The following is a 19,942-nucleotide window of genomic DNA, read 5'->3' as shown; positions in this document are numbered from 1 at the left end:
ACAAGGAAAAACCGCGCAGCGTCGGGCCGCTGTCCGCCCGGCTCGGGGGCACGCATCGACATTTCCAGCGGATACCGACACAGACAGCCGGGAAATGACAAAAGTCCCTCATCAGGGCAGCCCCTGAGGCGGCGATTTCTACATTCGGCAAGCTTATCCCACCCCGGGGCGGCCCGCGGCGATGAAACGCACAGGATTGTTTACGCTTAATTCAACATATGGCTGGTAAACGGTTCACAAAGTGAACCACCTGGCCGGATACGGATGCCTGCATTCTGGTCCATGGGATCATGGAGGCAAGCGTGTCATCGAGCAGCTGGAATGAAATCATCGACAAGCCGACCTTTCTCGGCTCGCTGTTCCTGCTGATGGCGGTCACCCTGCCCCTGGTGATCTTCCCCGAGGCTGGTGCGGCCTGGGTGGCGACGGCCAAGGCCTTTGTCACCGACAAGCCGCACAAGGAGGCGGGGGCGGGGCCACAGCCACCCATCCAGGCTGTAACCAGCGCGGTGCGCTTATCCAGTCGTTAATTCCAGCTTATTCAGGGTCGCGAGGGGAGCCCAGTGAATCCTTCGTATACAGGCGCTGGACCACCATGATCACGATTGCCGTGGTCCAGCCGAAAATGATGATGCCACTGGCTGCCTGCAATGATGAGAGCAGGCGCCACTCTTCCCCCAGCACAATATCGCCGTATCCCAGGGTGGTGAATGAAACCATCGAAAAATACATGGCCGGTTCCAGTTCCCGGAACGCTCCCAGCATGCGGTAGGCGGTAGCCCAGATCCAGACCTCGAATGTCGAGGTCAGGAACATCAGCAGCACAGTGAGTGAGACCACCGCGGGGCGGCCGGGCACCAGAACCGGATGCCCCGGGCGCAACTGGTTGAGGGCGCGAGTCCAGTGAATGGCAATTATCATGGCAACCGCGTGAACCATGGTTGTCAGGATGATTAGTACCGATGCGATCAGGATCACCTTGAGCATTACTTTCCCGCCTTCCCTATTGCAGCACCTTCTTCCACTTACCGGTACGATCGAGCATCTCATCCCGGACCGGCACCGGCAGCAGCTGCTCAACGCTGCGGCTCTCACGTACCTCCCAGCCGCCGCCCAGTGATCGGTATACCTGCACCAGGTTGGCAGCCACTGCACCCCGGGCCCGGGCGAGCAGGTCCTGCTGCTGTGCGTCAGCGGTCAGGGTACTGATCACCGTGTTGAAACCGACCAGCCCGTTGGTGTACTGGGCGGACGACAGTGCCACCGAGCGGCTCGACGCCGCCGCGGCGCGGCGATAGCTTTCCAACTGTTCGTGGGATTTCAGGTACGCCACAATCGCATTCTCCACGTCAGCCTGGGCCTGCAGCACGGCCTGGCGGTAGTCCTCCAACAATTGCTGGAAGCGCGCATCCTGCAAGCGAACATTGCTACGCAGCCGGCCGTAATTAAACAGGTTCCACTGGAAGCCCCCGAACAGGTTCCAGGCTTCACTTTCCCCCTCGAACAGCCTACCGGCTTCCATCGCACGCGAGCCGATCGAGCCACCGATGGAAAAGGCCGGGTACAGCTCAGCCTCGGCGACACCAATCTGCGGTCCCTGTGCCGCCAGGCGTCGCTCCGCCGCCCTCACATCCGGCCGCTGGCGCAACAGGTCCTGGGGCATACCGATGGCAATCTGTGCCGGGACAACCGGAATCGCGCCCGGCATCCCCGCCAGTGATGTGGCTGCCGTGGGCGGCATTCCCAGCAGCACCGCCAGCGTGTTCTTCAATTGCTGCAGCGTGGTTTCCAGGCTGGGTACAGCCGCGCGGGTGTTATACAACAGCGCTTCGGCCTGCTCGGCATCGAGCGCACTGACCTCCCCGGCCTCGAACTTCGCCCGGGCAATACGCAGGCTTTCTTCCTGCAGGTCGATATTATTCCTGGCCACCTTCAGCCGTGCCTGCGTGGTTCGGATCGCCACATACGTCTGGGCAACCTGCGCTACCAGCGAAACCAGGACACCGTCGTAATCGGCCACACTGGCGCCAAGGTCGGCGCTGGCGGACTCCACCTGGCGTCGGAATCTCCCCCACATATCCAGCTCCCAGCTGAGATTGAAGCCAATATCGTATTCCTCGATGATCAGCTCGCTCTCCTTGGTACGCGAGACAGAACCGGCTAATTCCTGCAGCTGTGGGTACTGGTTACCGACGGCAATTGCCAGTTGCTGCTGTGCCTGCATTACCCTCAAGGCAGCCGAGCGAAGTGTGAGATTCCGGTCCAGCGATATAGCCACCAGCTGGTCCAGAACCGGGTCGCTGAATGCATGCTCCCACCAGAGCGGATCGACTGGCTGGCCGCTGTCCAGGCGCGCACTGCGCTCTTCACTCCAGCTGTCCTCGAGCGGCACCGGCGGGGGCCGATAGTCCGGCCCAAGGGTGCAGCCCGCGAGGCAACAGACCAGTACCAGTAGGGTCCACAGGCTCTCAAGCGTCCTCACGGCCTGTGGCAAGGACCTACTTTCCAGGGGATATCGGTCCATTCTCTTCCCGGGCGGCGGTGCCGCTTTTCACCATCACCGAACCGGTGATTCCTACCCGCAGCTCGACATCGTCGGGCACATTGTCCAACACGATTTTCACCGGCACGCGCTGCGCCAGGCGAATCCAGTCGAAGGTCGGGCTCACCGCAGGCAACAGTTCGTTGCCGGTGCTGCCATCCTGCTGTGAAATCCCGCGGCTGATACTGTCTACCCGCCCCGCCAGTGGCCGGTCCGGATATGCCATCAGGGTAACGACGGCACGATCTCCCGGCGCAATCCGTGCAATGCTGGTTTCCTTGAAATAACCCTCTACCCAGAAGCTGCCGGCGTCGACAATTGCCAGGGCGGCCTTATTGGCGACAGCCTGGCTCCCATCGCGCAGCCTCAGGTTGGTGATGTAACCATCCACTGGCGCAGTTACCCGGCTAAACTCCAGGTTGAGTTCCGCCTGCCGGACGGCCGCTCGCGCAGCCCGGATACTGGCATTTGCCTCGCCGACAGTACCCAGCCGTGCACGGGCCTCTTCCAGGTCAGCACGGGCCCCGTCGAGCGAAGCCCGCGCCTGTGCCAGTTTCGCCTCTGCCCCCTTTCGCTTTTCCCGCGCAATGGCGTGTTCCGCCTGCGCGCGCTCCAGCGATTTTCGTGACGTGGCGCGCTGCGGCAACAATTGTCGTTGCCGCTGGAGTTCGGCACGGCTCTTCTCGATCTCGGCATCAATTTCCTTTATAGCGCTCTCAGCCTGCCAGACAGCAGCCTCGGCCGCCTCAACCTGCGCCGCCGCAACCTGTACCTGCTGCTCGGTGGCCAGGTAGCTATCACCGGTTTTGTCGTATTCTGCGCGGGCACGCGCCAGTTCCGTCTCAAAGGGGCGCGGGTCAATCTGGAACAGGAGCGCGCCACGCTGCACATACTGGTTATCACTCACCGGTACATCCACTACCTGCCCGGTCACGTTAGGCGTCACCTGAATAACCCAGGCTCGCACCTGGCCGTTTCGGGTCCATGGGTTTTCGAGAAACTTCCATACGGCCAGGAGTGCTACCACCATTGCAAGCAGCAGGACCAGCCCGGAAAACAGGTAATTTCTCGCGGCATTCATGTTTCAGATGCCAATAAAAAAAATGCCGAACAGCAGGGTGTATATGATCACCATGCCAATCAGGACCAGTGGGGGACTGGCAAAATACCGGGAGAGTCGATAATGATCGAATGCTCGTGCCGTCATCGTGGCCGCCCCGAACCCCAGGACAGCGGCAAGCAGCAGGGGGGGCAGGTAAATCCCTCCCAGGGATATTTCATGAGGTATTGGCAACATCGTGTATATCACTCCGTGAGTTGCTGTGCCCTGGCAATTGCTGTTCCTTGCTAGAAAAAACGCGGTTCACTCCATTTTCGCCAGTCAATCCCGCGCAGCTGCTCAGTGAGGGAGGCCAGTAGCTCACTGACACTCCGGGACACCCCCAGCAGTAATAGTGCCCCTTCCAGCTGACGCCCGTCCGGCTGACTACCGGCAGGCGCCCCTGTCGCGCCATGGTACTGGCGCAGCAGGTTTTCGATTTCCCGCAGTTGTGCACCTTCCCGTGCGCTGGAATTGGCGGGGGCTGGACGCTCCCCCTTCCGGGTAACAGCCGCCAATCGCTCCAGCGCATCAGCCGCGGCCCCCTGCCAGGATTCCAGTGCCGCCCCTGTAGCGTTTTTGCCCGCAACATCGCCGGCGTGCAGGCGCGCCTCCACGAGCGCATTGATACGCGCGGCCAGTGCCTCGCACCGGGCAACCACAGCCCGCAAGTTAGCCTCACTATCCCCTGGCAGGTAGCGCCGCTCAATAACCCCCGCTAACAGGGAGAGTCTGGCAGGAATCCGGGCGACCAGGTTGCGGTGATAGCGGCTGCGCCAACCGGTGGGTCGGCCCGTGAGGAGCCACGCGCAGCTGCACATAAACTGCCCGAGTTGGCGCTGGAACATGCGCTCAGGGCGTGGCGAGAAGGGTATATAGGCAGCAAAGGACAGTAGTATCAGCAGGAGGGTGACAACAACCAGCATGTTGGCGACAGCGCTGAAGCTGTAAACCTGTGAGTTGCTGATACCCATCACGGACACGAAAAATGCCAGCGCTATGGACCGCCCGGCAGCCCTGCGGGGACCGGAAAACAGCAGGCAGAGGGCGAATGTCACGCCGAAGATCAATGGTCCCAGCGACCAGAAAGTTGATAAGTGCGGCAGCACCAGCAGGTAGATGGCCCCGGAACAGAGAATGGCCACCAACACTGGCAGGAATATTTTGCGCGGTGCAACAAAGGGCATTGCCGCCAGTGCAATCGACAGTGAAGCGGCCAGGGAGAGGATCAGTGGCCCTGCCGGCAGGCCGTCAACGTACAGGTAACCCAGGTAAGCCAGCCAGATGGTGAATATTACCCGGGCAACCCCGCCGAGCCGGTCTGGATCGGGCATCAGGTTCCCCAACATCCTCGACGCCGCACCCGTGTCGGCCACGGCCGGGAATTTACTACCGCGACTCTTAGCTTCATTACTAATCGCGCATGCGGCCTGGGCTACGCTATCCACCTGCTCGGAAACCCGCTGCAACAGCCTCCTGAGGACGGTAACCACAGCCGAATCCAGTAGCCGGGAATCGGGAATGCGCGCCGCCTCGACAGCTATTTTGCCGTATTCTTGTGGCTCGCCGGGCTGCATTTCTCCGACGGGCCCCGTCAGCGCCTGCAAGCGCCTTTCAACTCCGGAGCAGTAACTGTCGATACCGGGTAGCAGTTCCCGCAACAGTCTGTCATCCACCTGGTAGAGACTTTCGCTCAGCCGCTCCAGTAACTCGGTCAGCTCTGTCGACGATGCCAGCAGCTGTTGCCATTCGCGGCGTCTCTCGTGGACCAAGTGGCTGTCTGCAATGGCCGCATCCAGCAACGGACTGACCGCCGACTGCGCGTGGACAAGGTCGCTGCGCGCGTTCACCAGTGCCGTTGTTCGCCCGGCGCCGGCAAGCACTGCCCGGCACTCCTGAAAAAGCGCCAGCTGGGCAGACTGTAACCGCTCGAAAGCCTCCCGGAGATCCCCTCTGCTGTTGCGTGGCCATATCAGCAGGGCCACCAGGGAGTACACCAGGATACCCAGTCCCGTCTGCTGGGTACGCAGCATCGCGATTTCAAAGGCGCCGCTGTGACTGGTGGCTGCGTTGACGCAGATGATCACACTGACCCAGCCGCCAATTTGCCAGAAGTAGGAGTCTTTTGCCCCCAGCGAGAGATAAGTGCACACTCCCAGCCACGATGACAGTGCAGCCATAAACAGCCACCGGTCCTGGGGAAAATGCGCCACTATCACCAGCGCGGCCACCACAGCCATCAGCGTGCCCAGCATTCGTAATGCTGCCTTGTGGAGCGACATACCGAGCGACGACTGGCTCACCACTGCCACCGCGAGTCCCGCCCACGCCGCCTTACCCCAGTCGAGGCTGAGGGTAATGCCATAGACTGACACCATCGCCAGGGCGGTCTTTATTGATTCGCGAGTAGCGACGCTCAGTGGGGGCAATTTCAGCATCAAGGTAAGTCCTCCCCTGCCCCGCTCACCGTTCGTGATGGTCGGTTTCACTGCGCGCGAGCCGGCTGGGCTCACCGGCGGCCAGCCGGCGGACAAAGGAGTTGGCGGTGAGGCCGTGGGCAATGACGCTCAGCAGGATCGTACACACCACTGTCACTGCGATCGTCCCTCCGCCGGGCAGCCTCTCATTCAGTACAATTACGCCGAAGACAATGCTCGCTAGCCCGCGCGGGCCGAACCAGCCTATGAATAGCTTTTCCGACGTCGAGGAACCGACGCCAGCAAGGCACAGGAAAACCGGCAACATGCGCACCACCGTCAGGCTCAGGACCGCATAGCAGAACACCTGCCAGGAGAGCAGGTGAAGATAATTCCCGACCACCCCAGCCCCGAAGGCGACCCAGGTCAGGAGGGCCAGGGTATCCCCGGTCTCCTCCGCGGCCGTCAGGAGCGGTTCTTTCTCTGCCCGGGCCAGCCAGCCGAACAGCAACCCGCCGGAAAATGCTGCGATGAAGCCGCTGCCACCAAGCCACTGCGCGGCGGAAAAACATCCCAACGCCATGGCCAGTACCGGGACCTGGCCCCAGGTCTCTGTGACCCAGCCACGCCCTGACGCAGCCCGGAGGAGGTGCGCCATCAAAAGCGTCAATCCCAGCCCCACCAGCAAGCCCAGGCCCAGCTCTTTCAGCACGAGCATCAGCCCCAGTCCTTTGGAGGCCTCCGGTGTCACCGCACCAGAGGCCAGTGCCAGGAATACAAACAATATCGGGACACAAATACCATCATTGAGCCCACTCTCCGCACTGAGCCCCTGGCGGATATAGGGAGGTACCGCGGTATTGGTCACCACCGCCTTGCCCAGCGCAGCATCCGTCGGTGCGAGCATGGTCGCCAGTATCGCCACTTCGAACAGGCTCAGTCCGTCGAACAGGAAAGCGCCCACGACAGCACCCAGCACAATGGTCAGGGGCAGGCCCACAAGTAGCAGGCGCCGCGGCACCCTGATCGTCTGCCGCAGCACGCCCAGGTCCGCGTTGGCGGCATCGGTGAACAGCACCAGGGCCAGGGTCAGCTCCGCCAGCGTACGCATCCCCCCGGAGTCAACATTGAGATCCAGCAATCCCAGGCCCTGGGCCCCCATCAGGAACCCGAACAGGGTGTATACCAGGGCACCGTTGATCGGTGTCCGGTCCGCACGACCGCCGATGACGCTGTAGAGAAATACAAACAGCGCCAGGATACAGACATTCTGGTAATTCATGGGTAACCCAAACCTTGTGGCGCGTTCCAGCCATTGCCCACCCTCGGCAGCGCAGGGACCTGGAAGCTGCCCTTAGTCTAGATGACACTATCGCCCTACCCGCCTGCCCACTGAGCATGCAGGCAAACCGAACGCCATCGGATCGGGCGGTGTCAGCGCTGTATAGGGCCACTGTGCTGGCGGGCTTGGGCGGCTGGGGCTTTGCCATACCATGGAATGTACCATCCGCCCTGAAGTGCCCCTGGTATGGCCGCTAGGGTGTTTATTGCACTACCTTTCAGCCGGGAGTACGCGGCAGGCCGCCGCGCCCCGGCGAACTGCGGACAAACGACATGAGTAGAAGCCGGGCATTCAATGCGGGCCAGCAGATCGTGTTAGCGGCAACTAACAGCCCGCCCATCTAAATCAGCGCCATTACCGGAAAGCATTATGGATCAGTGTGTCATTTGCGGAAGGGAAGCCGAAGTAACCGAAGGCTACTACTATAAAGTCACCTGCAGCACCTGCTTTGGCGGCAAGCCGTACGGCGTGGCGGGCGACTTGTGGAGGAGTGGCATTCCCATCGATGGCACAAGGGCGGAGGAAGTGCTCTCTGAGAAGTTTGCACAGGGACAGGACTTGCCAGTACTTGACTGGGATGGCACGGAATATCTTTAGCCTGTTTCCTGAACCTGGCCAGCCAAAGCCAGCTCGGGACGGTGATCACGCCCACATGTCTCTCAATGTGCGAGAGGACTCGGTTACTCTCCCACCTCCTGCATATTCCCAACAACGCCGCCCCCGCATCGCCCCACCTTCCGGTAACTGCCTGCTATCCCGTCCGCGCCACCGGCAGCTGCCGGAAGTCAGTGGTATATGCCGGTGACAGGTGTTCGCGTTTCATTTGCCATTCGTCCGACAGCCGGGCACTGGCGAGCACCGCCCCGCCCCGCCCGAACCGGCGGTTGATTTCCGACAGGCAAGCCGACAGTCGTTCATTGTCGTCGTCGCCGGTATTGCCGAACAGGTCGTCCTGTTGTTCCTGCGCCGGTTCCAGAGCCGAAAAACAGACCGAAGCGCGGCGATAGTCGCGCCCGGCTACATATATCTCCTCCAGGCAGCCCCTGGCGGCAGACGTGAGCGCCCTGCTGTCTTTCGTTGCCGGGCGGAATTCCGCCTGCCCCGACACATGCCGCCACTCCTGCCCGACACCCCGGGTCTGGACCGACACGGTGAGCCGGCCGGTGACGCCATCCTGGGCGGCAAGCTTCTCTCCCGCCAGCTGCACATGGTTGGCCACCGCCGCCATTACATCGTCAAACGACACGAGCAAACGGCCGAACATACGCCCGGAGACGATCTCGTTTTTCGCCTGCGCCAGCGGCGCCAGTTCAATACAGGGAATCCCCTGCAGTTCCCGCACGGTGCGCTCCAGCGTTACCCCAAATGCCTTGCGGATAGTGGGGACATGGGACGACGCCAGGTCCCAGGCGGTGTGGATGTCCAGCGTTGCCAGCCGCTTTGCCAGCCGGCGGCCGACGCCCCACACTTCGCCTGCCGGCATCTGCCTGAGCAGCTGCTGGCGGTGGTACTCGGAACCGATGTGCAGGACACCCCCGGGGACACCCAGGGTCTTGGCGAAATGGTTGGCCGCCTTCGCCAGGGTACGGGTGGGGGCAATCCCCGCGCAGCAGGGCATGGATGTCCACCGGTGTACCGACGTCACCAGTTGCTGGCAATGTGTCGCCAGCCCCTCGCCGAAACCGGCAAAGCGCAGGAAGCTCTCATCGATACTGTACTGCTCTACATCCGGGCAGAACTGTTCCAGCGACGCCACGAAGCGGGTGGACATATCGTGGTAGAGCTCGTAGTTGCTGCTGCGCACCACAACACCTCGGTCGCGGAACAGCTGGCGCACCTCGAACACCGGCACGCCCATTTTCACCCCCATCGCCTTGACCTCGCCACTACGGGCGATCACGCAGCCATCGTTGTTGGAAAACACCACCACCGGCCGGTGGCGGATGCGGGGGTCGAAGGCGCGCTCCGAGGACACATAGAAGTTATTGACGTCCACCAGGGCGACCTGGTCGGGCTGCTGGTCCCAGCGCTTCACGGTTTCCCCCTGTGCCGGGTGAGGCTGGCAATCACCACCCCGTCCAGGTCGAACTGCGGCGAGCGCGCCAGGACAATATCCGGGTAGTCCCCGTGGCCCGCCAACAGCCGGGGCGGGTTGCCCCGGTATTGCTTGACCAGGAAGCCCTCTTCGGACCCGGCGATGACAATGTCACCATCGTGCAACTCGCAGCTGCGATCCACCACCAGCAGGCTGCCGTGGTGAATACCAAAGCCGGTCATGGAATGCCCCTCGGCCCGCACCAGGTAACTGGCGTGGGGCCGCCGGATCAGCCAGTCGTGGATACTGCCGGGCGCGGGGCCGGGATCGGGCCGCCGCCGGTAAAGGGCGATGGTGGCCGCGATCACGACCCCCGTCCCCTCCCCTGTTTCCGCGCCTGCCGGCGGCCACTGCAGCGGCTCCGCATCGGCGCCGACCCATACCCGGTCGCCCGCCACCGGCTGCAGGGACCGGTCCAGCACAAGGTGCACCCGGCCATGCCCGCCCAGGGGAACCAGCTGGCAACTGGCGCGGCTGGGCCACAGCCAGTCATCCAGCACCAGAGGCCGGGCGGCATAGGCTGCCGCCGGTGACGGGAAGCCGGCGGACACGGCGACTGGCAATAACGGGACAGGGTTAGAAAATACTGTGCACATATCCAGTATTTTCGGCAGGTAGCCCCAGCAGGTCAAGCACCGCGGTGCCGACAGGACTGACCGGCAGTCCGGCGCCACGCCAGTCGCTCCCGGTATCCGCGCGCCTGCACTTGGCACCCCATGCCAACATGGTGAACCATCGGCTTCCGGGGGCCGGGCACTGGCTATTGCACCGGCCCTTCTGGCGCTAAATTAAACATACTGCTGCGCCTCTTTTCCGGTCGATCAATAAAATCTGTAACCGGCTGCATCCAAACTACTCCCCCATCCCGTCAATAGAATCGTTGGCAACAGGAATTCATCGCTCGACCGGCTCAACCCGGCTTCGCACCTGTAGCCGCTCTTGGGGTTTCGTGATCTTATCGCACACGGTCCATACCAACTCACACCAACTGACGCCGGCAAGGATTTCGGCGAATCTGGCGAGATGAGACAAATGAAGAAGAAAGTTTTGAAAGCTGCCGCACCAGTAATGGTGCTGGCGCTGGGGTTCGGGGTAGTACAATTCATGTCCGCCGCCAAGCCGGCACCGGAAAAGAAAGAGGAAGAGCAGCGCCCGGTATCGCTGCTGTTCAGCGAGGCCCGGGAGGAATCGGTACACCTCGCGGTGAGCACCCAGGGGGAAGTGCGGGCGCACACTGAGATCGACCTGACACCACAGGTTTCCGGCCGCATTATTGCCATCTCGGAAAACTTTGCCGAGGGCGCCGGCTTTGAGTCCGGCGAGACCCTGATCCAGCTTGATGATGCCGACTATCGCCTGGCGGTGGCCCGTGCCGAAACCGGCGTAAGACAGGCCGAGGTCCTGCTGATGCAGGCGAAAGCCGCTGCCGACATCAAGCGCAAGCAATGGGAATCCATCAATCCCAACAAAAAGCCCACCCCACTGCAGGTTAACCAGCCCCAGGTAGCGGAAGCCGAGGCCAGGTTACGTTCCGCCAGGGCAGAGCTCACCGATGCGAAACTGAACCTGGCACGCACGCGCATCAAGCTGCCCTTCCGTGGCCGGGTGATCAGCCGCGATATCGGCGTGGGCCAGTATGTCACTGCCAGCATGCCCCTGGGCCGGGTATTTGCCACCGACCGCGTTGAGGTGCGCCTGCCACTCACCGATGCACAACTACAGGAACTGGAGCTGCCCATGGGCTTTGTCGCCAGCAACGACAACCCGGGCCCGCAGGTAACCCTGTCAGCCCAGGTGGGCCGGCAACAGCGCCAGTGGCAGGGACACATCGTCCGCACCCAGGCTGCGGTGGACCAGCAGACACGTCTGATCTATGCCGTGGCCGAAGTGAAAGATCCCTATGGGGCGGGCGCCAGTGACGGCGTCCCGCTCGCTGTCGGGCTGTTTGTCACTGCCGAGACAGAGAGCGTGCAGGAGCGCCGCGCCACGGTGCTCCCCCGGGAGGCCCTGCGCAATGCCGACAAAGTCTACGTGATCGACGAAGAGGATCGCCTGGATATCCGCACGGTGGAAGTCCTGTCCACTTCTGAAAGCCGGGTCGTGGTCGCCTCTGGCGTCGCTGATGGCGAGCGGGTGGTGACCTCCACCGTCGCCAATGTGGTGGACGGCATGGCCGTACAGCCCATTACCCAGTTGGCCCGCAAGTAACGGAGTGCGCGCATGAACAAATTGATTGAATGGTGGGCCCGCAACAGTGTCGCCGCCAACCTGGCCATGGTGGGTATCTTCGTCGCCGGCATTATCGGCTTCGGCCTGATGGAACGGGAGATGGACCCGCAGGTGCGCTTCCCGGGCCTGGAAATTCGCGTCGCCTGGCCCGGCGCCGCCCCCGAGGAAGTGGAAGAGCAGATCGTCGCCCGGATCGAGGAGGCGGTCAGCGACCTCGATAATATCGAGTGGGTCCGCTCAACCTCGTCCGAGGGCTTCGGTGAAGTCTACATCCTCGCAGAGACCTCAGTGGACTTCAGCCGGTTTATGAACGACGTGAAGATCCGCGTGGACAGCATCTCGTCCTTTCCCCGGGACATAGAACCGCCGCAGGTCCACCAGTGGGTGAATCGCCAGGAATATATCCGTGTGGCGGTACACGGTGACCTGGGCGAGCGTGAACTGAAACGACTGGCGGAGCAACTGCGGCGCGAGGCCGCTACCCTGCCTGCAATTTCCGTGGTGGAGCTGTTCGGCACCCGCATGGAGGAAGTCTCCATCGAGGTCAGTGAACTGGACCTGCGCCGCTACGGCATTACTTTCCAGGAAGTGGCCGATGCCATCCGTGCCAGCTCCATCAACCAGTCCGCCGGCACCGTGCGCACCGAGGTAGGCGCCTACCAGCTGAAGGTACGTAACCAGGCCGACACCGAACAGGAGTTTGCCAATATTATCGTGCGCCAGACGGCGGACGGCGGCACCATTCGCGTGGGTGACGTGGCCACCGTGGTGGACGGTTTCGAGGACAACGAAATCCTTGCCACCCTGAACGGCGAGCCGGCGGTGCTGCTGCAGGTGATGAGCACCGAGACCATGGATATCACTACCGCATCCCAGTCCATTCGCCAGTGGATTGCCGATCGCAAAGAAACACTGCCGGCCGGTGCCAAGCTCACGCTCTGGACCGATAATGCCGAGGACTTCAAGGGCCGCCTGTATACCATCGGCTCATCCGCCTTCCTGGGTCTGATACTGGTATTACTGGTACTGTTCTTCAGCCTGCGCCCCAAAGTGGCCTTCTGGGTAGCCATCGGTATCGCCATCGCCTACGCCGGCGCCTTTGTACTGCTTCCCAGTGTCGGTGTCTCGCTGAATATGCTGTCCACCTTCGCCTTCCTGCTGGTACTGGGCATCGTCGTCGACGATGCCATCGTGGTGGGCGAGAGCATCCACACCCAGTCCCACAATGTTGACTACCGGCAGCCCGATGCCGGGATCAAGGCATCGGTACTGGGCACACAACTGGTGGCCAAGCCGGTGGTCTTTGCCGTGGTCACTACCATGCTCGCATTCCTGCCATGGCTGTTTATCAGCGGTTCGACCAGTGAGTTCACGCGCCATATCACCTGGGTGGTCATCCTGGCGCTGCTGTTCTCCCTGATCGAGTCCCTCTTTATCCTGCCGGCGCACCTGCGCAAGCTGAAACCGCGCACCGAGCTGGGCCGCTTCGGGCGCCTGCAGAAAGGTATTGCCGACTGCATCGTTTACTTTGCACAAAACCACTACCGCCGTATCGGCCAGTGGGCGGTGGACCGGCGCTACCTCACCCTGAGCATTTTTATCGCGGTGCTGATGATTGGCTTCGGCATGTTCGGCAGTGGCTGGGTGAAGAAGAGCTTTATGCCCGAGATCGAGTCCGACGAAGTCATTGTCAACGTTGTGATGCCCGAGGGCGCGCCCTATAGCCGCGCACTCGAAGTGCTGGCCCAGCTGCAGGACGCAGAAAAGCGCCTCGTGGAGGAGGTCAACCAGCGCACCGACGGCCAGGGCGTGCTGATCGAGAACTGGTATACCCGCTCCCGCCGGGACAGCGTACTGGCCATCGTCAAGCTGGCACCGCCGGAAGTGCGCGAGATGTCCGCCAAGGATGCGGCGCTGCGCCTGCGGGAACTGCTGGGGGATATCCCGGATGCCAAGGAAGTCTCGGTACAGTATTCCATGGGTAACAACGGGCCCGGCTTCGAGCTTTCCATCCGCCACCCGGACCTGGAGGTGCTGCGCGCGGCCACGGCCGAACTGGAAGACCAGCTGCGCAGCTATGAAAGCCTCTACGATGTGCGCAACAACCTGGAGGGCGCATCGGAGGAGATCCGCATCGACCTGCAGCCCGGCGCTGCCAAGCTGGGCCTGACCCTGGCAGACGTCAACCGCCAGGTACGCCAGGCCTACTTCGGTGAGGAAGTACAACGCCTGCCCCGCGCCGGCCAGGACGTGAAGGTAATGGTGCGCTACCCGCTGGAATCCCGCCGCTCCATAGAGAGCCTCAAGGACTTCCGCGTGCGCACCGCCGATGGCCGAGAAGTGCCCCTGCTGGCGGTGGCAGAACTGGAATACGCACCGGGCATCAAGCGCATCCAGCGCTGGAACGGCAACCGCGCCGCGCGCGTGATGGCGGACCTGAAGGACGACGTGCGCGGCGAGATCATGAAGGACCTGAACGAGAACTTCTTCCCCGACTGGGAAAAGCGCTACCCGGGAATCATCCGCGGTGCCGTGGGCCAGGCCGAGGGCGAGAAGCGCTTTATCCAGGAAGTACTGGGCCTGTACACCATGGCCTTCTTCGCCATGTACAGCCTGCTGGCAGTGGCCTTCCGCAGCTACTCCCAGCCGATCCTGATCCTGGTGGCCATTCCCTTTGCCTTTGTCGGCGCCATCTTCGGGCACGCCGTTACCGGCATGACCATGGCCATCTTCAGCTACTTCGGTATCGCTGCTGCCGCGGGTGTGGTGGTCAACGACAACCTGGTGCTGATGGACCACAGCAACCGGCTGCGCGACCAGGGCATGCATCCCCTGAAAGCCATCGTGGAAGCTGGCGTGGCCCGCTTCCGCCCCATCCTGCTGACCACCGTCACCACCATCGTCGGCCTGATGCCGATGATGATGGAACGCAGCATCCAGGCCGCATTCCTGCAGCCGATCGTGGTGGCGCTGGCGTTCGGGGTCTTCGTGGCGTTCTTTGTGACGCTGCTGCTGGTGCCGGCGCTGTACGGGATTGGGGTGGATATCAGCACGAGTGCCGGCCGGGTCAAGAAGCGGGTGAGGTCTTACTTTACGGGGAGTCCCCGTGAGGGGATTGAGGCTGTCGACTAATCCTATGTAAGCAGCAGGCGGTGGAGAGGCTGCCTGTTGGATGGATGAAAAAGCCCGGCGTTTGCCGGGCTTCACTCAGAGCCTCAACGAACTGTTCGCGAGAAGGGCTCCAGGCGGGATTAGCTTCGCTGCGCTCGCTGGTCTCCGGCAGCTTCGCTGCCTCCGGCTCGAACGGGGGTTTTCATCCAAATCCCCCTCGCCGCGGTTAAACAAAAGCGGCGGCATACGCACAGATCGAGATAGAAGTGAGGCGCCGGGAGGGATGGACTCAAAACACGCTGAGCGTGTTTTGACCCTGCGGGCTCGGCGCAAGCGCCTCGGTCCCAACTCGCTTGCGCGAGTTGGTCGAACCACGAGGGTTCTCACCCGCCCGCAACGCGGTTAAACAAAAAAGCCCGGCGTTTGCCGGGCTTTTTTGTTTAATGGCGGTGAGGGAGGGATTCGAACCCTCGATACCTTTCGGTATACACACTTTCCAGGCGTGCTCCTTCAGCCACTCGGACACCTCACCAAATCTGATTGTCGCGTTTCGGGCTCTTGCTGCCTCTGCACGCCTGCATCAATCTCCCCTGCCCTCGGGCCTTCAATTGGGGAAATTGTCTTGCTAATCAGGAACATACGTCCCGTCCAGCGAGCGCGCACTTTACATAAACGCAGGCCGGGAAGCAAGCCTTGGGGGCAAAAAGAGTGAAAATTCCGCCCTCCAGCCCCGATTTTGGCACTCAGTCACCGATCCACTGGCCGAAGTAGTCCCCTACCGCCTGCTCCGGGGCCTCGCGGGGGGGCTTGCCGGGAGTGCCCAGGTAGATAAAGCCCTCGATGCGCTCGTTGCCGGCCAGGCCCAGCTTGCGCGCGACCAGTGGGTCCCGGGCCAGCGGGCCGGTGCGCCAGTACGCGCCCACCCCCTCGGCGAAGGCGGCGGTGATCATGGCCTGGACTGCGCCGGCGGTGGACTGGCGTTGCTCGATATGCGGCACCTTGGGATGGTCCTGGAGGGTGGTGATAGCCACCACTATCAGGGGTGCGCGCAGGGGCATGGCCACGGTCTTCTCCCGTTTGGACGCAGAGAGTGGGCCCTCGGCCTCTTCCATGGCCTGCAGGAAAACCTGCCCCAGCCTCTCCCGCGCCGCCCCCTCGACCTGGAGGAAGCGCCAGGGGCGCAGGCAGCCGTGGTCGGCCGCGCGCAGGGCCGCCCGGAAAATACGCTCGCGCTGCTCTACCGGGGGCGCGGGCTCGGTTAACTTACCTACGGATACCCGGTGGTGGAGGGCGTACAGCGCATCCATGGTTCTCTCCTGCTTAAAGAAGTATTGGTGTCGTTAATAATCTGGCGCCATTCTAACGAATTAGCCGGACGAACTCTTTATTCTAAACTGCCATACCTGTCAGCCAGAATGCGGCAACAAGGTTTCGCATTATTCACTGTTCCGGAGTACACTGCACTCCTGTCCTTGGGGGACAGGTGTGGCGTCAAATAAAGGTCGGATAATAAAAAAAGACGCCAGCCACAACGCTGGCTATTTTTCGTTCAAGGGCATAAAGAAAATCACAATGTCGATGCTGGATCAGTCAGAGACCGTTGCCGGTAGGAATCTGGAGTCCCTGTACCCGCTCTATTTCCGTACGCTGATTTGCTTTGCTGCGGCCGGCACGCTGTTCAATGCCATTGACTGGTCCTCGCCCTGGACACCGGACAAGATGCTGGTAACGGGTATGGCAGTGGTATTGCTGCTGTACACCGGGGTCGCTTTCCAGATTAGCCGGCGAACCGGCCCGGAAAATGCGGATTTTGTCGGGCGCTGCCTTTCCTTCTGTGACACCACCCTGATCGGCATGGCCATCGCCCTGGCCGATTTCAGCCTGCTCCCCACCCTGCTCTTTGTCACCATGGTGCAGTTCAACTCGCTGACCCAGGGTGGCGGGCGTCGCTGGTTCGAGCACAATACCGGCCTGTTGCTGGGTGTAGCGGTGGGCTACCTCCTGCATCGCCCGGCACTGGTGATCAATGCCGACCTGAACATCAGTGTCGCCAGCCTCATTGGCGTCTTTACCTATTTCTGCGCCTACGCATTCTATACCCACGCCCAGATTGATCAGCTCAAGCGCGCCAATCGCTCACTGACCGCCGACCAGCACCTGGCCAAGATGCGCACCTATAAGCTGTCCAAGTACCTACCCCAGCGCCTCTGGCGCGCTGTGACTACCGGCAAGGAAGAGGAGCTGGTCACCGAGCGCAAGCTGCTTACCGTGTTTTTCTCCGATATCAAAGACTTCAGCCAGCTCACCGAGGAGCTCGAGGCCGATACCCTCACCCAGTTGCTCAACAGCTACCTGTCGGAAATGGCGCGTATTGCAGGCCAGTATGGCGGCACCATCGACAAGTTTATCGGCGATGCGGTGATGGTGGTGTTCGGCGATGACGAGAGCAAGGGCCCCAAGTCGGACGCCCTGCGCTGTGTGGCCATGGCCCTGGCGATGCGCAAGCGCGTGCGGGAGATGAAGCAGGAGTGGTACAACAAGGGGATCGCCCGGCCGCTGCAGGTGCGCATGGGCATCAACACCGGCTACTGCACCGTGGGAATTTTCGGTACCGCCAACCACCAGTCATACACCGTGATGGGCACCCATGTGAACCTGGCCGCACGCCTGGAGGGGGCCGCCCAGCCGGGTGAGATCCTGATCAGCCACGAGACCTGGGCGCTGATCAAGCAGTCGGTGATGTGCCGGGACAAGGGCCATGTGACAGTGAAAGGTTTCAGCACCCCGGTGAAGGTTTACCAGGTCACCGACCTGCGCAAGAACCTGGGTGGGCAACAGAGTTACCTGGAGGACCACGCGCCCGGTTTCTCCATCCACCTGGACCTGGACAAGATCCGCAATTACGACAAGGGCAAGGTCCTGCAGGCGCTCGAAAAAGCCACGCAGACCCTCAAGAACAAAGTCATTATCTGACCCGTGTGGGCACAGCCCGCCCGCGCGTTGTTACTCTCACCCCTGCATCACCCCGTTTATCCCAGCCCAGGTCAGTCCAGGGCCATAAATGCCGTGGCACGCTCTTCAAGCCAGTCATAAAACGGGTTCCAGCGCAGCCGCAACTGTGCCGAGGCACTGATCGCCAGTGCCCCGCGCTCGCCGCGCAGCGCCAGGTTGCCCAGCTGTATGCCCGGCCCGGGGCCGGGTGGTGCGCCGCCATAGATGTAGTCCGCAGGCGGGAACGGCAAGGCCACATGGGAGAGCGAATACACCCCGGCAGGCCAGGACAGCGCGAGCTCTTTGTCGTGACTTACGCCCAGCCCCGCCTCCCATCGTCGTGCCACCACTGTCGGCGTCCCGGGTCCAGCATTGGTCACCACCGTCAGGCCGTAGTGCCGACGCGGGACGTCCCGCAACGTGGCGATCATACGGCTCGGGCTCCAGGTCAGCAGGTGCTCCACGTCCGATTGCCGGTTAATATCAAACAGCACCAGCTCATGCCCACCTTCCGGCAGGTAATTGAAAAGGCCTCCCACCACCGCTGTGGCCTCTACCGTCGCATCCACCACCGATGAAAACGACAGGATCGGCGGCATCTGCTGTAAGCCACCTCCACTGGCAAGCCGGCGGACCCGACGCTGGATTGCGTCCGTAATCTGGTGGGTGATGGTGCCACCATTCACCGCGAAGGAACCGTACTTGAAGGGTTCGTATTCCAGCGCATGCACGCTGTCCCACTGCAATTTCTCGATTCCCAGGAACCTCCCGAGCCGTGCCTGCCACTCCGCCAGTGCAGCGATACGGGAGACACCGATTTCCGGCGAGAGCAGCACCAGGCTCCGGACCCGCGGCAGCTCCGCATCCTCCAGCGTTGCCAGCGCGTAGTGGACCGCCAGGGCCGCGCCATTGGAATAACCCACAATATGAATGGGCCCCGCATCCGGGGCGGCGGCCAGGTGGCGCACAGCCAGCCTGACCGCCGACGCCATGTCCTGCCAGGTGACGGACACCAATCCCGACGGGGCGGTACCGTGGCCCGGTATCCGCAGGCCCAGAACCCTCGCGCCGGCACGGTGCAGATGCTGGCCCAGCTGACGCAGGCTGTAAGGGGCGTCGGTGAGCCCGTGCAGCAGCAGGACAGACGCGCGTGCTGGTTGCTCGGGCTCCCACAGGAAACTGCGGTTCCAGTCGACTGGCCAGCGGCCAGGATCCGCCAGGCTGCCCCGTCGATAACGATTGACGGTATGTGCTCCTGCGGGTTCGGTGCGCGCGTATACCTCACGATCCAGCTGCGCAAACAGGCGCTCTTCCAGGGCCAGGTATTCGGCAAAATCCGACACCGGGGAATCCCGGGTGTATTCTGCGTCCAGGGCTGCGGTGTGCCAGACCCGCAGGTCCGGCAAGCGCTCGATATAGAGCGCCAGCCCGACCGCCAGAGTCAAAAAGACACCGGCAATCACTGCGGTGAACAGTGTTATGGCTTTACCCAGCATCGCACCAGGCTGTCGTTGGGACTGCCACCCGGGACGGCCACGGGAACGCGCCGCTGGCGGGGCCGCCAGCCCTCTGCTCAGGCACGCAACACCCTGCCACCGGTAATCATGATCATGCCGATAAAGAACAGCTTGATTCCGAACAGAATCCCCAGCGCCCAGACCCCGGAAAAGGGAAACTGGCTCCAGAGCAGTATCCCCAGCAGGATCGATACCGCCCCGCCAATGATCAGCCAGCCGCGGTTACCGGCGCCGCCGGCACTGAATCCCGCTACCAGCTCGACGACGCCGTCGACCAGGAAATAGATTGCCAGCAGGATCGTCAGGCTGCCTGACAGAATAATGGGGTTTGCCAGCAGGATGACGCCCGCCAGGATGGTCAGTGCACCGAGTGCAACCCCGATCAGCCCCTTGCCCAGGCTCCCGGCCCGGAAGGCCCAGACCAGGCGGAACACACCGCCGACCAGAACCAGCGCGCCGATTAGCAGCGCAATGGAAAACCCGGTAACACTGGGGGCCAGGATTGCCAGGATACCGAGAATGACGGTCAGGATTCCCAACAGTGTCATCGACCTGCCCTGCCGGGAATCGCCCGGCTCGGTTGCGTCACCCATAATCAT

The 19,942-nt window shown here is 62.2% G+C and carries 15 protein-coding genes and 1 tRNA gene; 4 read left to right on the top strand and 12 right to left on the bottom strand.

Going from position 1 to position 19,942, the window contains the following annotated elements; translation table 11 throughout:
* Positions 1-302: 302 nt before the first annotated feature.
* The gene (locus tag LVD11_RS16025) at positions 303-530 is read left to right on the top strand and encodes a hypothetical protein (protein ID WP_232942983.1); all 228 of its coding nucleotides are present in this window, start codon (positions 303-305) and stop codon (positions 528-530) included.
* A 7-nt stretch (positions 531-537) separates the two neighbouring features.
* Here LVD11_RS16025 and LVD11_RS16020 read toward each other — a convergent pair whose 3' ends face one another.
* From LVD11_RS16020 to LVD11_RS15985, 8 genes are all read right to left on the bottom strand, one after another.
* Positions 538-987, bottom strand: coding sequence for a potassium channel family protein (locus LVD11_RS16020; RefSeq protein ID WP_232942984.1), 450 nt, complete (start codon positions 985-987; stop codon positions 538-540).
* 16 nt (positions 988-1,003) lie between these two features.
* A complete protein-coding gene (locus LVD11_RS16015) occupies positions 1,004-2,524 on the bottom strand; it encodes an efflux transporter outer membrane subunit (RefSeq protein WP_237060619.1) in 1,521 nt (506 codons plus the stop codon).
* Positions 2,499-3,623 carry an HlyD family secretion protein gene (locus LVD11_RS16010; RefSeq protein ID WP_237060618.1) on the bottom strand — a complete coding sequence of 375 codons (1,125 nt, stop codon included), beginning with the start codon at positions 3,621-3,623 and terminating at the stop codon, positions 2,499-2,501. Before LVD11_RS16010 ends, LVD11_RS16015 begins: the two co-directional genes overlap by 26 nt.
* A gap of 3 nt (positions 3,624-3,626) precedes the next feature.
* On the bottom strand, positions 3,627-3,839 hold the full coding sequence (locus LVD11_RS16005) for a DUF1656 domain-containing protein (protein ID WP_233005639.1): 213 nt from the start codon (positions 3,837-3,839) through the stop codon (positions 3,627-3,629).
* Between the two features lie 50 nt (positions 3,840-3,889).
* Positions 3,890-6,079, bottom strand: a complete 2,190-nt coding sequence (locus LVD11_RS16000; RefSeq protein ID WP_237060617.1) for an FUSC family protein — start codon at positions 6,077-6,079, stop codon at positions 3,890-3,892.
* A gap of 25 nt (positions 6,080-6,104) precedes the next feature.
* On the bottom strand, positions 6,105-7,340 hold the full coding sequence (locus LVD11_RS15995; RefSeq protein WP_237060616.1) for a cation:proton antiporter: 1,236 nt from the start codon (positions 7,338-7,340) through the stop codon (positions 6,105-6,107).
* Positions 7,341-8,151: 811 nt separating this feature from the next.
* Positions 8,152-9,435 carry a Y-family DNA polymerase gene (locus tag LVD11_RS15990; RefSeq protein ID WP_237060615.1) on the bottom strand — a complete coding sequence of 428 codons (1,284 nt, stop codon included), beginning with the start codon at positions 9,433-9,435 and terminating at the stop codon, positions 8,152-8,154.
* Positions 9,432-10,091 carry a LexA family protein gene (locus tag LVD11_RS15985; protein ID WP_233005643.1) on the bottom strand — a complete coding sequence of 220 codons (660 nt, stop codon included), beginning with the start codon at positions 10,089-10,091 and terminating at the stop codon, positions 9,432-9,434. Before LVD11_RS15985 ends, LVD11_RS15990 begins: the two co-directional genes overlap by 4 nt.
* Positions 10,092-10,527: 436 nt before the next feature.
* Between LVD11_RS15985 and LVD11_RS15980 the strand changes: the two genes are divergently transcribed.
* Together LVD11_RS15980 and LVD11_RS15975 are read left to right on the top strand one after the other, a co-directional pair.
* On the top strand, positions 10,528-11,703 hold the full coding sequence (locus LVD11_RS15980) for an efflux RND transporter periplasmic adaptor subunit (RefSeq protein WP_233005644.1): 1,176 nt from the start codon (positions 10,528-10,530) through the stop codon (positions 11,701-11,703).
* A gap of 12 nt (positions 11,704-11,715) precedes the next feature.
* The gene (locus LVD11_RS15975; protein ID WP_237060614.1) at positions 11,716-14,856 is read left to right on the top strand and encodes an efflux RND transporter permease subunit; all 3,141 of its coding nucleotides are present in this window, start codon (positions 11,716-11,718) and stop codon (positions 14,854-14,856) included.
* Between the two features lie 423 nt (positions 14,857-15,279).
* Here the strand turns inward: LVD11_RS15975 and LVD11_RS15970 are convergent.
* Together LVD11_RS15970 and LVD11_RS15965 are read right to left on the bottom strand one after the other, a co-directional pair.
* Positions 15,280-15,367: transfer RNA gene (locus tag LVD11_RS15970), tRNA-Ser, on the bottom strand.
* Positions 15,368-15,578: 211 nt separating this feature from the next.
* The gene (locus LVD11_RS15965) at positions 15,579-16,142 is read right to left on the bottom strand and encodes a nitroreductase family protein (RefSeq protein WP_237060613.1); all 564 of its coding nucleotides are present in this window, start codon (positions 16,140-16,142) and stop codon (positions 15,579-15,581) included.
* 265 nt (positions 16,143-16,407) lie between these two features.
* Here LVD11_RS15965 and LVD11_RS15960 point away from each other — a divergent pair, with 265 nt between their 5' ends.
* Positions 16,408-17,808 carry an adenylate/guanylate cyclase domain-containing protein gene (locus LVD11_RS15960; protein ID WP_369413328.1) on the top strand — a complete coding sequence of 467 codons (1,401 nt, stop codon included), beginning with the start codon at positions 16,408-16,410 and terminating at the stop codon, positions 17,806-17,808.
* A 71-nt stretch (positions 17,809-17,879) separates the two neighbouring features.
* Here LVD11_RS15960 and LVD11_RS15955 read toward each other — a convergent pair whose 3' ends face one another.
* The gene (locus tag LVD11_RS15955; protein WP_237060611.1) at positions 17,880-19,271 is read right to left on the bottom strand and encodes an alpha/beta hydrolase; all 1,392 of its coding nucleotides are present in this window, start codon (positions 19,269-19,271) and stop codon (positions 17,880-17,882) included.
* A 128-nt stretch (positions 19,272-19,399) separates the two neighbouring features.
* Positions 19,400-19,936, bottom strand: a complete 537-nt coding sequence (locus LVD11_RS15950) for an HdeD family acid-resistance protein (protein WP_237060609.1) — start codon at positions 19,934-19,936, stop codon at positions 19,400-19,402.
* Positions 19,937-19,942: the final 6 nt, after the last annotated feature.

The organism is Microbulbifer sediminum, from assembly GCF_021729035.1.
Lineage (GTDB): Bacteria > Pseudomonadota > Gammaproteobacteria > Pseudomonadales > Cellvibrionaceae > Microbulbifer > Microbulbifer sediminum.
The sequence above is the reverse complement of the archived record's forward strand: the minus strand, read 5'-3'. Positions and strand labels throughout refer to the sequence as shown.